The following is a 13,636-nucleotide window of genomic DNA, read 5'->3' as shown; positions in this document are numbered from 1 at the left end:
CGGCCGGTTGACCCCGATCGAATTCGAAACCATCATGTCCCCAGCAGCCCGACAGGCTGCCTAACCACTGTCACCCGATCCTGCAGCAGCCCCGTATGAGTTGGAGCATCTGAGCCTGTCGATCACCGGCGCGGTCGACGCGGTAGAGATCAGCCTGGTTGCCCCACGGCCCGACGGTGGGGTCAGTCTGTCCATTCGCGATATCCACTACTTCTCGATCGAACGGTTTCCGGGACGGGAGATGCCGTTCGTCGATTTGACGGCCACCACACTGTTCCCGTCCGCGCCTTGGCCGCCCGAACTCCCGGACGAGTTCTCGGAGCCGAGATCCTCGCACCCACTGTTGTGGTTGCGTGCCCACGGGGCAACCACTCTCCACCTGGTCGCCGCCATCGTTATCGTGCTGCGGCAAGTCGATTGAACGACTGGACCCGAGTCCGTCCATGATCAGCTGTCGCGCACCGGGTTTCGCCTGGCGTCCGCGCGGGAAGTGGCGGGTCCGTGCGTGTTCTGGCCGATCGCCCGGAGGACCTCCGAGAGCCACACCAGGTGATATCCAATGGCCTGGTCCGGATCAGCGAGTAGATCGGTCACGTGGTGCCACGACCACATGGGCGCGCACCCGGAAACGCTGTCGGCCAACCCGTTTGGGCGGGCGACCAACGCCCGGGTCGCGGCAGCAGCGGATGTTCAGTGAGGCAGCCGGTTCGACGATCGGACTTGCGATGTCAACGCTCTGACCGGGATTGGTGGGCAGTGGATCTGGTTGTGGTCGATCACACTCCTCCGCTGCTGTCAGCGGCACCTCGATCCAGCTCGCACAGAACGTATGACGCCCATTCGCGTGTCCGTTCGTGTCCGCTGTTTGTCGCTGCGGTCAGTACGGAGCGCCACGACGGTGCGGTAAGAAGCGACCAGTACCCGGTTCGCAGCGACTCCAATGTCGCCCAGTCCGGTGGAGGGAAGTCGGCGTGACCGTCCAGAAAGCGGGCAAGGGTCCACAACGAGCGAACACGAGACAGGTTCGGCGCGAGCCGGGTGACGTGCGAGAGGTATTCCGCCAGAACCTGTTCGGCGTGGTCGTAGTCCCATATGGTGCCGCTCATGCCCTGACTCCACACCAGGGTGGACAGAAGACGCCCAGTGTGGTCGACGAGCTCCTGGTCGGAGTCCGTTTGTGCTATCGCTTCATGGACCGGTGCGGCTTCGGCGACTTTGTGGGCGAAGTAGGCGTTGAGGTAGTCGCCGTCGCAGGGTGTACGAAGTAGCCACGGCTCGGCGGCGGGATCTCCGAGCCTGCAGATAGCGTCGACGAGGTACACGCGGCCCCAGCCAGCAGCACGGTCGGCGAGCCAGATGAGGTTGGTCGCGGCATCGGGAAGCCGGGCAAGGGCCTTGGCGGAGAGTGGACCGAAGGTGTTGGACAGCAGACCGATCGTCTGGATCAACGGAACATCTTCTGCGGTACCGACTTCGGCGAGTATCGCCATGCCGAGCACTGTCGGCTCCGGGTCGGTGCTGGTGCGGGCTAGATGCCGACCGAGCTGTCGAACCTGGTCCGGGTCCGCGCGTCCGATCGCCTCGACAATCGCTGGGCTGGGGTGGATCGGAACGTCGTACTCGATGACCGCCCGATACAGCTGTGCAATGTCGCGATGCTGGGTCGGGGTGGCGAAGAAGTCGTCGATGAGCTGACTCGTGCGGGTGCCGTCGCTGTCGGATCGTTCGTCGCTGAGCTGGGAAACGTCCCGTTCATCGGCGTTCGGGTACGGCTTGCCATCTTCTGGCAGCGGTACGTCCGGATATTGCCGGGCCAAGGCGACGGCATGGTCGTACAACGTGGTTTTGGGGCTGGGCCGAGCCGAGCCAGAAAACGCGCTCACCGCGCGGTGGAAAACTCGATTCTTTCGATCATGGGAGTCGATGGTGACAGGCGTTGACAGCCTTCGCAACTGGCCCGGCTGGATTTCGACTGTCGAGGCGGACCCGATGTCGAGGTCCGACTGTCATACCCGCCTTGGCGATCTCGATTGCTCGGCCGGCTGCCTCGATACCAGCGAAGGTGCTCTGTCCGTTGATCTTCCGAGCCCTGCGCTAGCTGCTTCGGTCAGCGCGACATTCCGCAGTTTCGGACGCTCCGGATGCGTGAACGACCAGAGATGATCTCGGGGCGTTGATCTTCCGAGATCGCGTCGAACCGCCGCGACGAGCAGGAGATGAGCGTGTTGTGTGAACGTACTGATGATCCGGGACATCCTCGACGACTCCGACTGCCCGGTCGAACTCACCGCAGAGGACGAGACGTGAGCTGACCCCGCTGATCTGGTCCCACGTGCTCCCGTACGGTGAGGTCAAGCTGAACATGGACAGCCGCCTGGCACTCGGCGGATAGAGCTCACGGTGTGCAGTCACCGAGCCATCACAAAAACCCGTTGACGATGTTCTGCGACCATTGCTACCTTGCCGGAAGCCGTGCCAGAGAACGAGGAGGTGGTATCCGTGAACGCAGTATCGATATGGGTGCTCCCCTCGTGGGTCATGGTCGGGCGATAGGTCGTCGTCCGGGAGCGCCGTTCACCAGCACTCCCGAAAGGCACTATCGTGCAATTCATTTCCGAGAACCGCCTCGACGGCGACGGCGTTCCCGAGCGCGACGGCAGCATGGAGCACGTCCCAGGCCTCCGGCCGCACGCCTCGGGCAGCGACCGCGCCTCCCTGACGTTCGATGTGATCATTGCCGGGTGCGGGCCGACCGGCGCGATGCTGGCCGCCGAACTGCGGCTACATGATGTGCGAGTACTGGTCCTGGAGAGGGAATCCGAGCCCACGTCGTTCGTGCGCATAGTCAGTCTGCATATGCGCAGTCTCGAGCTGATGGCGATGCGCGGACTGCTGGATCGCATTCTCGAACGCGGACGACGGCGTCCGGTCGGAGGCATCTTCGCCGCCATTCCCACACCCGCGCCCGAGACCCTGGATTCCGCCTACGCCTATCTGCTGGGCATCCCGCAGCCGGTCATCGTTCACTTGCTCGAGGAACATGCGATCGCACTGGGCGCGCAGGTCCGGCGCGGTTGTGCGGTAACCGGTTTCGAGCAGGACGACCTGGGTGTGACCATCGAGCTGGTCGGCGGGAAGCGGCTGCGGTCGCGGTACCTCGTCGGATGTGACGGTGCGCGTAGCACGGTGCGCAAATTGCTCGGGGTCGGCTTCCCCGGCGAGCCCTCGAGGAACGACACGCTGCACGGCGAGATGGAAGTGGGTGTACCGCAAGAGCATATCGCCGCCAAGATGGTCGAAGTCCGCGAGGCCAATCAGCGTTTCTTTCTTCGCCCTGTCGGCGACAGCGTCTATAGCGTCGTGGTCCCCGCCGCGGGAATCAGCGATCACGCGGAACCTCCCACCCTCGAGGATTTCCGGCAGCAGTTGCGCGCCACCGTCGGAACCGATTTCGGTGTGCACTCGCCGCGCTGGTTATCCCGCTTCGGGGATGCGACCCGGCTGGCGGAGCGTTATCGCCTCGGGCGCGTGCTATTGGCCGGCGATGCGGCGCACATCCACCCGCCCGTCGGTGGACAAGGCCTGAACCTGGGCGTTCAGGACGCAGTCAACCTCGGCTGGAAACTGGCCGGGCAAATCCGCGGCTGGGCGCCGGACACATTGCTGGACACCTACCAGGCCGAACGTCATCCGGTCGCCGAGGACGTGCTTGACAACACCCGTGCCCAGATGGAGCTGCATTCCACCGAACCGGGCCCGCAGGCCGTGCGCAGGCTGCTCACCGAGCTGATGGACTTCGACGAGGTGAACCGCTACCTGATCGAGAAGATCACCGCGGTCGGCATCCGCTACGACTTCGGCGCGGGCCCCGACCTGCTCGGGCGGCGCCTGCGCGACATCGATCTGACACAGGGCCGCCTCTACGGTCTGCTGCATCATGGTCGTGGCCTGCTACTGGACCGCTCCGAGCGCCTGACCGTCGGCGGCTGGTCAGACCGGGTCGATTACCTCGCCGATCCCGCTGCAGTACTGGATGTTCCGGCCATCCTGCTACGTCCCGACGGCCACGTTGCCTGGATCGGTGACGATCAGCAGGACCTGGACGACCACCTCATCCGCTGGTTCGGTAAGTCCGTCACTGATTTCGCGCCTGAGCAACCGAAAGCCTGTGAGGAGGATCGAACGGCCAGTATCGGACATTGTTGACTATGGCCATGCGCCGCAGTCGATCTCGACCATCCGTCGCCGCCAGGCGGATCTGTGGCGACCATGTACAGCCTCCACCTCGGCTGGCCGTGGACCTACGATCAATCCATGGACCACGACGAACCTGTGACCAGAAGTTCCTTCCGTGAACTGCATCCGATCGTGACGCCCCAACCGCTTTCGCAGCTGCCCGATCGTGTCTGGACTCTCAGCGAGTGGGACCACATTCGGATGGGTCACCAATCGCGGAGCATGGACGAGAAATGGGACGTCTTCACTGAAGCCGACATTGTCTACATGCACCGCAGCTGGACCGGGCGCGGAATATACGAGGTGACATTCTCCCCGCTAGCGGCGGGCGGCCGAAAAATCACCTCGGTTGCCGTCGAGTCGGATCCCCAGCGGTATCAGCGAACGACCGATGACTGTGACCGTGCGCTGATCGAGCTGATCATCGGCGGCACCCTTCTCCACGAATCCACCCTTGAGCTCCAGGCCGCCTTTGCCGCCGCCATCGCGCGAGCGCACCCCGACCGACACTGACCTCGGCCAACAGGCGACGGGCCTATCGTCTGGCGATCAGCTGGTCGGTCACCCATGTATTCGACAAAATGGTGCGTCACGAGAGCCGAGTTGCATTCTGCCCATTGATCTTCCGGCGATTCGGGTGACCGCTCCGAACAGCGCGCCATGCGGCAATTGAGGATGTCGGGGTCCGCGCGGGCTTGATGCCCTCGAGCTCTGTCAAAACGGCGGGTCGTCGAACGTCACCGTCCACGTGCCGGGATTCGGCCGACGTGGAGGGTCGGATTCCACGTGCAGGTGTGCGGGCAGAGCAAGGTCCAGTCGTTCTACGTCGGCTCGGGTACCGGAGTCCAATTCCCAGTGCAGATTCACCGTGTAGCCGAGCCATTCGCTCCGCAAAACGCCCACGATCGAGTCGATTGTGTATTGGAGCCCGTAGCTGCACATCGGGACTTCCTGCGAATCGATCCACCCGATCGCGGGGTCGTGCGTACCGAAGACACTGAGGTAACCGCGCCCACACTCCCAGGGTTGCTCGAAGAATCCATGGAAGTACCAGACTGCGACACCGACTGTCACGGTCGGCATTTCGCTCGACTTCGAACAACAGTCCAACGTGATCATTGGTTGATCCTCCCAGCTCGACGATCTCGTCGAAGCGCACGCGGTGGGCGTGCTGGACGTCGACCGTCCCTCGGTCGTCCAGCCAAGATACGTCGTGTACTCGGCATGATGGTGCGGTGGGAAGCTGCTGTCAGCCAACCGGTTTGGGCAGCCGACCGACGCGCGACCAGCGACATGAGTGTGTGTTCGTAGGAGCCTTTCACCGAGGTCTCGAGGCGGCTTGCTCGTCAGTGCCACGTGCGGTCCGGCGTGATCGGAATGTCCATGCGCCACAACGGCAGCGTGCCCTGGCCGAAGCACCAGGTTCTCGCGGTGAGCTCGGTGGGTGAGTTGACCCCGTACCGGCGCAGCACGGCGGCGACCCGGGAGGCGATGCTGGCGCTGACCTCGGGCGCATTCGCTCGCGGTATCTGCCAGTTGTTGCCGGTCTCGATATGGTCGTCGAGGATCCAGCCTTCAGCAACCATCTCGCGTGCTTCGTCATCGATGAAAGCGAACGGCGGTGGTATCACCCCCAAGGTATCGAAGCACGACTCGCTGATCTGCGCCCACGCCTCACCAGCGTTCGTTATTTCAAGGACCGTCTCCCCGCCCAGACCACACTCGATCATCGTGGTGAGGTCTTCGATGAATCGGTCCCAGTCGCTCATCGTCGCGCGTGGACCGACCGTGTTGCGATCGGCCACCGGCCGGGCTCCCATGGACCAGGTCCCCAGCTTGACCGGCCGAACCCATCTGTCGGTTCGGTCGGTGCGCCGAGCGGCGTAGTCCACCTTGGGCACCACTGCGAGGAAGTAGGAATCGGCCCCGGTTTGTATCGCGACCAGCGCGTACCCCCGGTGGTGCAGGCATTCGCCGGTCAACTCCAGGAACCGTTCGAGAGTATCGCCCGAGGGCCAATCATGGGTCTCGGCAAGGAAATCGGGATGCCAACTCCAGTCCGCGCCAGGCGGGTAGGACACCAGGTACTCCAGCCCATCCCGGACCGACTGAACATCCTCTTTCCAATCGAACATTCCGACCATGCGATGCTCGCTCAAGGCGTAGACCAACGCCAACTCGAGATTCTCGTCCGCGGCTCGAACCGCCTCGGCCACCGCAGGAATGTTCCTGGCCACCAATGCCGCGACAGCGAGCATGTCCTCCCGCACCGATCCGATCGACTCCCCATTTCGGGTCTGGTTACCGTTCACCGCGCCTGGCTCACTCACTCGACATCCTCCACTCGACATCTGCCGTTCCCATCGAGTTGTACTCGACAGCAACGACACTCGACGCAATCAGTTGACACCCGGGGCTGCCTGGCAAACACTGCCGGGCATCCTTAAGCCGGACAGTCCCCTGTGGGAGCGTTCGCAACGGCCCCCGGACATCGTGGATCGGCCGCACTCGCCCGGTGCAGGCAACCAGAACGAACGGGATCGGGATCGAGTCCGGAATTCACTGCATTCGGCATGATGGTGCGTTGCCGATGCCGAGATAGGCTCGGCCCATTGATCTTTCAGCCATGCAAGGTGGCCGCTTCGAATGGGCCGCCCGAGTTGGCGGTCGAGTGCTGCGTCGATCGAGATAGATTCTGGTGGTGATCTGGATACGGATGGGCGGCCTTGTGCTTGTCGCGGTAGGCTTGCGGCCGCTGCGGGGTGTGGCACGCACGACGGTGGACCGCCGTGGTACTCGCCGAATGGTGGCAGGGGGACCGAGCAGACGCATGTGTTCATCCAGGGCGGAACGGTGCACACGTCCACAGTCACGCTGCACATGAGCTATAGGTGCCCGACTTCGACACCGGAAGGTGGGTTCCTCGCTGTTGAGATAGGAGACAGTGGTTCGGAGGGCCTGCGGCACGCCGACCCCGCCCACCTCACGTGCGACGGGGGTGAGCACGGCATCGACGTTGACTTCGACGAGAGTCTCCCCGCCGGAGAGGGACGGGTACTCGGAATTGCCGCGATGTGGCTCCCCGCTCCTGTGCCCGATCCTGCCGGTGGCGCGGTTTCTCCTGCTGGTGCGTTGAGCGCTGTGCAGACCCAGGATGTCGCCAACGACATCAACGGCAAGGTCGAGTTGAAGTTGGTGCTGTGAGTACCCCGTGCTGAGGCCGATCTTGCGCTCGGCGGGGCCGGCCGGACCGCTTCGGATCGCCACCGCCAGTTGATCTTCCGCCGCACCGCGCTGGCCGGTTCGGTCAGCGCGCCACGCGGCAGAAGCGGACGTCTTACGCCGCCATTTCGCGCTCGGCGAGGAAGGTATCGAGCAGATCGAATAGAACGGCCACGACGTGCGCTTCCTGTTCAGTGGTTCGCTTGGTACCAAATTCTTTGTCCGGCAGCGCAATATTCTCGATGAGGGCCCACCAGGCAAGGCTGCTCTCACGGCGCACATGGTTGGCGAGTAGCCACTCGCGGAAGCCGTCCAGACCCTGTCCACCATAGTGGCGGGCAGCGCAGTCGAACCCGTTGAGGAAGCTCACTACACCGCGCACGGACTCGTAGCCGATGTACATGCCGGGCCGTTTGGCGAACAGCCGGAGGTACTCACGTTCGCTGAGTTCGCTCACGTCGGTGATCTCGCGCCCGTTCACCATCAATTGATGTGTAGCCCCGTAGGAACCAGGCCCGTCTTCCTCCAGCATGCGGATACTTCACCACAGTGGCACGTGACCAGCCAGCCGTATCACGACCTCCGGCAGACACGCCGTCGTCCGATCCGACGCCGTGGCCGGTCCAGAACACGCGGGTCACGACATGAGTGGCCATTCCCTGTGTTCACCAGTTCGGTGTGTGCATCTCGTGCCCGCGATCGATTGGGCTCTGGTGGTGGTCAGAAGGTGTTAGGCCTGGAGTTGCTGCGCTACCCAATTCGCGGTGTCGGAGCTCGAGCGCAGGCTCGAGTGCCCGACCGGGGCGGCGCCCGGGAACAGGTCCTCGTAGAAGTTCATGTTCACGCCCAGTTCGGTGAGATTCGTGCACACGGTCGCTGGTGTCGCGAGTTCGTCGTTGCGGGTTGACAGCACCGAGTAACGGACGCCGGGCTGTGTGATGGGGCCGTTGAAGATGGCCTGGTACACCGGCGAGGACGGCAACATCTGGACGAGGTTGGCCTTGTCGGGGGCGATCACCGCCAAGACGGTGCCCAGAAACGGCAACGCGGACAGCGCCTGGACCGGGCTGATGGGTGCGTTCTTGATGCCGTACGCACTGAAGAACCCGGAACCGTCGCAGCCTCGCACCTCGGGGGTGAGAAACACCGCGCGCGCGACGACAGGGGCACCGCCGAGGACTTTGAGGAAGTAGTTGGCAACGATCGTTCCGGCCGAATGCGCGATGATGTCGACCTGATCGGCGCCCGTGGTCTGACGCACCGTGGTCACAAAGTCTGCGACTTGCTGTGCGGCGCTGGGTATATCGCCGGTCCAGCGGCTGCCGTTGATGACTCCTCCCTGGAACAGGAACGCGCAGTGCCCGGCTGCGCGCACGGTGCTCAACAGTGTGTTCCATTGAGTCGTGGTCTCGGCAGTGGTTCCGTCCCCGCCCGGTAGCACCACGACTGGACGGGGGTGCGCAGAGTCCGGCGTGCAATCGATGGGCGGTTCGATCGTATTGCCCGCGGGCACCTCCGCCGACCCGGAACCGGTGTCCGGAGCGGCGGCAACGGGTCCCGCCGCCATCGTTACGACCATGCCCGCGCTGATCAGCGCGGTCATGAACCTCGCGGCGATTCTCATCTTTCGACAGCCCCTTCGGCATCAACTTCGTGATCGACCCCCGACCGAGTGCGAATCCCGCACCAGGACAAGACGATACAGCGACAGCGGCATGTCGACAGCTGCAGGCGTATGTCGGCGGATGCCGATGTGTATGTACCCAAAGACCATTAGGAGGTTGGGGCGCGGGCCCGCTGACAAGGTGGGGCCACCCGCCGCGAGTGCGTGCAGTATCGGTCGAGCACCGACCTCGGGGTGGGCTGCTACTGTCGGCACATTGTTCAAAGGCACCGCAATTCCAGTGATTTCGGCATTTTGTGGGGGGGATCGTTGATCATCAGGCTGGCTGCTGCTGCCGTTGTTACGGCGGCACTGATCACGGCAGGTTCCGCGGTTTCGGCGGCTTCGCCGTTCGGGTTTACGGTTCTTCCTCGGCCCGTCGGCCAATTCGCCGTTGGGACAACGACTCTGCATCTGGTTGACCAGAATCGGCCTGATCCTTTCCAGCCGGATCGAGCGCGTGAACTCATGGTGTCGGTGTTCTACCCGGCTACCGATGTCGATCGGCGTTCGCGGGCACGATACCTGTCGACACAACTGATGACCGATGTCGACAGGCAACTCGGGTTCCAACTGCCGGGAGTGTTCACGAACTCCTATACCGACGCGGACGCAGTCGCCGGTGGGAGCTTCCCGGTGGTGTTGTACTCGCCGGGCGCGGGAGTCACCCGCCTGATGGGTACCGGGCTGGCCGAGGATCTCGCCAGCCGCGGCTATGTGGTGGTCACCATCGACCACACCTACGAGACGACCCCGGCGGTGGAGTTTCCCGGCGGCCGGTTGGTTCAGGCAGCCGCGATGCCAGGAGGGATCACCCCTGAAGTCCGCACGAAGTTCATCGATGCCCGACTGCTCGACACCACCCTGGTACTGGATTCGCTTGCGCGAGTGGCACACGGCGACAACCCCGACGCCGAACACCGCGCGCTACCCGTGGGCCTGGGCACGGTTCTCGATATGAACCACATCGGGATGGTCGGGCACTCCTCCGGAGGCTATACCGCCGTCGAATCGATGCACGAAGACCATCGCATCATCGCCGCCGTCGATTTGGACGGTCAGATCGGTGTGGATGAGGACTTCGGTCGCGCGGTAACCGAGGGAGAGGACCGCCCGGTGCTGGTGATGACCAGTCAGCAGATCGAACAAGTCGGGGATGCCAACCCCTCTCTCGACGCCTACTGGCAGCACTCGACAGGCTGGAAACGGCAAGTGACCCTGCGAGATTCGGCCCACTACGACTTCACCGACATGCCGTTATTCATCCCGTCCCCCGCCCGCACCGCCGCGACGAGGTACGCCGGACCCATTGCCCCGGAACGCGGTACGACACTGGTGCGCACCTACGTGGCGGCGATGTTCGACAAATTCTTGCGCGGTCGCGGCGATACGGTCCTCGAACAGCCACCAACAGAGCCCGAGTTGACCGTCCTACGTTGAGCGCATTCCAAATCTGTCGAACTACTAAGCCGAGTCCGGAGCTCGTTCAGAGGGCGGTCGCTTGACCGGACCACGCAAATTCGCCACAGGCTCACATGAGGTAGGCAAGGACCGCACACCGGCCCGCAGTTCTGCCTCAGCGGTGACAGCCCGCCCATAGTTTGAGCGGATGTCAGGACCAACACAGTGGTGCTCGGTCATCGGCATCAGCGCGCACTCCCACCTGGCCACGCTGCTCCGGTCCGCAGTGCAATCGGTCGCGGATTCGGGTGGTTACCGATTCGGGAATCACTGCGCCGGTGGTGATTTCGCGTCCCACGCCGGGGCGAGCGCGCCGGGCGAGGGCGTGTTCGGGAGAGTCGAATCCGCGGTCGCCGATCGCTGATCTCCGGTGTCGGAGCGTGGCAGATCGCGGCGCAGGGCGCGGGTTTCGCGGGCATGGCCCGGTGCGCCCAGGAAGCGGTACAGCATGCGAATCGGCGCGGGAATATCGCAGAGGAAGTTGGCGCGTTCGGTGGGGTCGGCTTCCTCCAAGATGTGGCCGAGAAAGACCAGGGCCCGGTGTTTGGGGAGCGAGGTCATGCCGCGTTTGCCCAGTTCGGCCCATTGGGGTTCGGTGAGGATGTGGGCCACGAGGGGCAGCACCGAGTTCTCCTCTTCGATGAGGTGCTCGGTGAGGACCGGGTGCAGGCGAGCGGCCGCCTCGGTGACCTGGTCTGCCGCGGCCGGATCGGACTGCCATCCGGTGAGGGCGGCGTCGAGGGCGGCCATGCCTGCGGCGATGGCGGCGTGCTGGGACTCCATGGCTTCGACCACGGCGGAGTCGACGCCCGCGGAACGCAATCGGGGCCATACCAATTCGTCTTCGGACTCATGATGGTGGTGCAGCGCCTCGAGCAGCTCGCGGCCATGGCGGACCACGCGCCGTATCTGGTCGAGGTCCGATCGCGGTGTCACCGCGGCGATTTCGCCCAACAGCCGGAATTCGCGGGTGAAGGCGCGGTGCACCACCACCATGGCATGGGTGTCACAGCTCATTGTTCGGGATCCTTCGACGGGTACGGCATCGCCATGAAGATACGGCCACAGCCGCCAGCACGGCGGATCAGGGCGCGAGGCACCCAGACACCGACGACACAGCCGCCGCCGGCCCGGTCGCCCGCAGAGGTGTGCCAAGAATCGGCAGCTGCCGCAGAACAACCGTGTAAGCGGCAAGACAGTGCGTTCGATGTCGGTCGAACGAGGCCATTTCGACTACCGATGTGGCGACCTACCAGGGAGCCCACGCACGATTGTGCACCAACGCTGATTGATCTCGTCTGCATCGATTCTCGGTCGCATCGCGGGGTCGAAGCAGTCGAGTATCTTCCTCGACTGGACAAACGAGATACCCAACTCCATCTGGAAGATCCACAAGAACCGCATTCCGGTCAGGGGCACGTTCTCGCGCATCGACAGGTGTTCCAGCATCTCCAGAAGCGAAGCGTCTTGCTCGAAAAGCTCGTGCAGCCGCTGGTCTTTCGACGTGTCCATTGCAGCGGATCTACGCGGCAGTCTCGCGCTCGGCCAGGAACGTGTCGAGGAGGTCGAACAGGACCTCGAGCACACATGATTCCTGCTCGGGTGTGAGCGCGTCCGCGTGGTCATGATCCGGCAGCGCGATCAATTCGATCAGTACCCACCATGCGAAGCTGTTCTGGCGGCCTATGTGAATGGTGATCAGCCACTCGTGGAAACCGTCCAGCAGGGGTCTGCCGCTGCGGCGGGTGGCCGCGTCGTAGCCGTCCAAGAAACTGGTGACACCGCGGACATCCGGGCGACCGATGTACATGCCGCTGCGCCTGGCGAACAGAGCAATGAACTCGCGCTCGGTGAGATCGTTCGGATCTATCACCTTCGACGCGTCGACCGTCTGTTGCCCTGCCTCATCGGTGGGTGAGCGGAACTCTTGTGTACCACCGGCCTACCTCACCACGATGTTGGCCAGTGCGCTACCAACCACGACCGTATTGGTGCGCTCATCGACACAGATCGAACCGAGACGCCCTCGGCTCGTTGGTCTTCGGAACCGCCGACCGCGAACCCGCACTTGCCGATTCCCTGCCTCGGTTTCGAAATCGAGTCGCGTTGGTCAGGCCGGTCTGCGATGGTGTGGGCGTGTCAGAGGATGTGCAGACCGAGTGGCCCGAGGACCGGAAATGGACAGCGGGCACGATTCTGCTGAAGAGCCGAACGGTGAGCGCGAGCGAAATCTCGGCGCGCCTGGAGATCACCCCGGACAGGCAGTTCGAGCGTGGCAGCCTGATGAGTCCCCGTAATCCGACGGGCGCCCGACGGAAGAACAGTGTGTGGGCCCTCGAGAGTGGACTCGCCAACGACAGCGATCTCACCGACCATGTCCGGGCACTGATCGGTCTGGTTGACGGGTGTCGTGAGGAGTTGGCGCGGCTGGCCACTGACTGCGAACTGACGTTGTCCCTGGGCTTCGGCAGCGAGAACGGGCAAGGAGGCTGTGTGCTTCCCGCGGACCTCCTCGCCGATGTCGCGGGGTTGGGGCTTGATCTCTTGCTCGATCTTTATCCACCCCGAGCGCCGGAATTCGGGTGAGAAAACTTCCTCGCTCCACCAGTGAAGGTGACCTGACCCCGTAGGTTCGGTCCGGCGATTGTGAGAGTCTTGTGCCCACGTTGTGGGCGGGAAGGCTCGATCACGATGACGACCAAGAAAAGGCACACCCCCGAGCAGGTAGTGCGCAAGCTGACCGAGGCCGATCGGCTGCTGGGCGAAGGCAAAGACGTCGCCGACGTGTGCCGCACCCTGCAGATCACCGAGGCCACCTACTACCGATGGCGGAACCAGTTCGGCGGTTTGAAGGCCGACGACGCCAAACGGCTCAAGGATCTCGAACGCGAAAACTCCGTCCTGAAACGGCTTTTGGCCGAGGCAGAACTGGAGAAGGCCGCGTTGAAGGAGATCGCCAAGGACGCTCCTATAGATGTCAAGCTGCCGATGCCGACGTGCGGAAGTCGGTTCGGAGGGCTTGAAATACCTCGCGTGCGAGATACCGCTTGAGGC

General features: G+C 63.6%; 13 protein-coding genes and 1 pseudogene. 7 read left to right on the top strand and 7 right to left on the bottom strand.

Going from position 1 to position 13,636, the window contains the following annotated elements; genetic code table 11:
* The first annotated feature begins 100 nt into the window (after nucleotides 1-100).
* Nucleotides 101-421, top strand: coding sequence for a hypothetical protein (locus AB0L82_RS43595; protein WP_364651579.1), 321 nt, complete (start codon nucleotides 101-103; stop codon nucleotides 419-421).
* 355 nt (nucleotides 422-776) lie between these two features.
* Here AB0L82_RS43595 and AB0L82_RS43590 read toward each other — a convergent pair whose 3' ends face one another.
* The gene (locus tag AB0L82_RS43590; RefSeq protein WP_364651576.1) at nucleotides 777-1,883 is read right to left on the bottom strand and encodes a hypothetical protein; all 1,107 of its coding nucleotides are present in this window, start codon (nucleotides 1,881-1,883) and stop codon (nucleotides 777-779) included.
* 778 nt (nucleotides 1,884-2,661) lie between these two features.
* Between AB0L82_RS43590 and rox the strand changes: the two genes are divergently transcribed.
* Both rox and AB0L82_RS43580 read left to right on the top strand, forming a co-directional pair.
* Nucleotides 2,662-4,206 (top strand): rifampin monooxygenase, encoded by a 1,545-nt coding sequence (rox, locus tag AB0L82_RS43585; protein ID WP_364651582.1) that lies wholly within the window; start codon nucleotides 2,662-2,664, stop codon nucleotides 4,204-4,206.
* A 108-nt stretch (nucleotides 4,207-4,314) separates the two neighbouring features.
* Complete coding sequence (locus AB0L82_RS43580; protein WP_364651573.1) at nucleotides 4,315-4,749, top strand: hypothetical protein; 435 nt, start codon at nucleotides 4,315-4,317, stop codon at nucleotides 4,747-4,749.
* Nucleotides 4,750-4,950: 201 nt separating this feature from the next.
* On the opposite strand, the gene AB0L82_RS43575 is transcribed toward AB0L82_RS43580, so the two are convergent.
* Complete coding sequence (locus tag AB0L82_RS43575; protein ID WP_364651570.1) at nucleotides 4,951-5,139, bottom strand: hypothetical protein; 189 nt, start codon at nucleotides 5,137-5,139, stop codon at nucleotides 4,951-4,953.
* A 443-nt stretch (nucleotides 5,140-5,582) separates the two neighbouring features.
* Nucleotides 5,583-6,566, bottom strand: coding sequence for a hypothetical protein (locus tag AB0L82_RS43570; protein WP_364651567.1), 984 nt, complete (start codon nucleotides 6,564-6,566; stop codon nucleotides 5,583-5,585).
* 502 nt (nucleotides 6,567-7,068) lie between these two features.
* Here AB0L82_RS43570 and AB0L82_RS43565 point away from each other — a divergent pair.
* The gene (locus AB0L82_RS43565) at nucleotides 7,069-7,440 is read left to right on the top strand and encodes a hypothetical protein (RefSeq protein ID WP_364651564.1); all 372 of its coding nucleotides are present in this window, start codon (nucleotides 7,069-7,071) and stop codon (nucleotides 7,438-7,440) included.
* Nucleotides 7,441-7,573: 133 nt separating this feature from the next.
* On the opposite strand, the gene AB0L82_RS43560 is transcribed toward AB0L82_RS43565, so the two are convergent.
* Complete coding sequence (locus tag AB0L82_RS43560; RefSeq protein WP_364651561.1) at nucleotides 7,574-7,990, bottom strand: hypothetical protein; 417 nt, start codon at nucleotides 7,988-7,990, stop codon at nucleotides 7,574-7,576.
* 198 nt (nucleotides 7,991-8,188) lie between these two features.
* On the bottom strand, nucleotides 8,189-9,082 hold the full coding sequence (locus tag AB0L82_RS43555) for a hypothetical protein (protein ID WP_364651558.1): 894 nt from the start codon (nucleotides 9,080-9,082) through the stop codon (nucleotides 8,189-8,191).
* 507 nt (nucleotides 9,083-9,589) lie between these two features.
* Here AB0L82_RS43555 and AB0L82_RS43550 point away from each other — a divergent pair.
* Nucleotides 9,590-10,561 carry a hypothetical protein gene (locus AB0L82_RS43550; RefSeq protein ID WP_364651555.1) on the top strand — a complete coding sequence of 324 codons (972 nt, stop codon included), beginning with the start codon at nucleotides 9,590-9,592 and terminating at the stop codon, nucleotides 10,559-10,561.
* Between the two features lie 288 nt (nucleotides 10,562-10,849).
* Here AB0L82_RS43550 and AB0L82_RS43545 read toward each other — a convergent pair whose 3' ends face one another.
* Complete coding sequence (locus AB0L82_RS43545; protein WP_364651552.1) at nucleotides 10,850-11,599, bottom strand: hemerythrin domain-containing protein; 750 nt, start codon at nucleotides 11,597-11,599, stop codon at nucleotides 10,850-10,852.
* 505 nt (nucleotides 11,600-12,104) lie between these two features.
* On the bottom strand, nucleotides 12,105-12,392 hold the full coding sequence (locus AB0L82_RS43540; protein WP_364651549.1) for a hypothetical protein: 288 nt from the start codon (nucleotides 12,390-12,392) through the stop codon (nucleotides 12,105-12,107).
* 326 nt (nucleotides 12,393-12,718) lie between these two features.
* Between AB0L82_RS43540 and AB0L82_RS43535 the strand changes: the two genes are divergently transcribed.
* Together AB0L82_RS43535 and AB0L82_RS43530 are read left to right on the top strand one after the other, a co-directional pair.
* Nucleotides 12,719-13,168 (top strand): DUF4279 domain-containing protein, encoded by a 450-nt coding sequence (locus AB0L82_RS43535; protein ID WP_364651546.1) that lies wholly within the window; start codon nucleotides 12,719-12,721, stop codon nucleotides 13,166-13,168.
* A 105-nt stretch (nucleotides 13,169-13,273) separates the two neighbouring features.
* Nucleotides 13,274-13,543: pseudogene (locus AB0L82_RS43530) on the top strand (transposase); the annotation flags it as partial.
* Nucleotides 13,544-13,636: the final 93 nt, after the last annotated feature.

It is taken from the genome of Nocardia sp. NPDC052001 (assembly GCF_040680615.1).
In the GTDB taxonomy this organism is placed as follows: Bacteria; Actinomycetota; Actinomycetes; order Mycobacteriales; family Mycobacteriaceae; genus Nocardia.
Note: the sequence above shows the minus strand (reverse complement) of the source record. Positions and strands in the feature narration are given on the sequence as shown.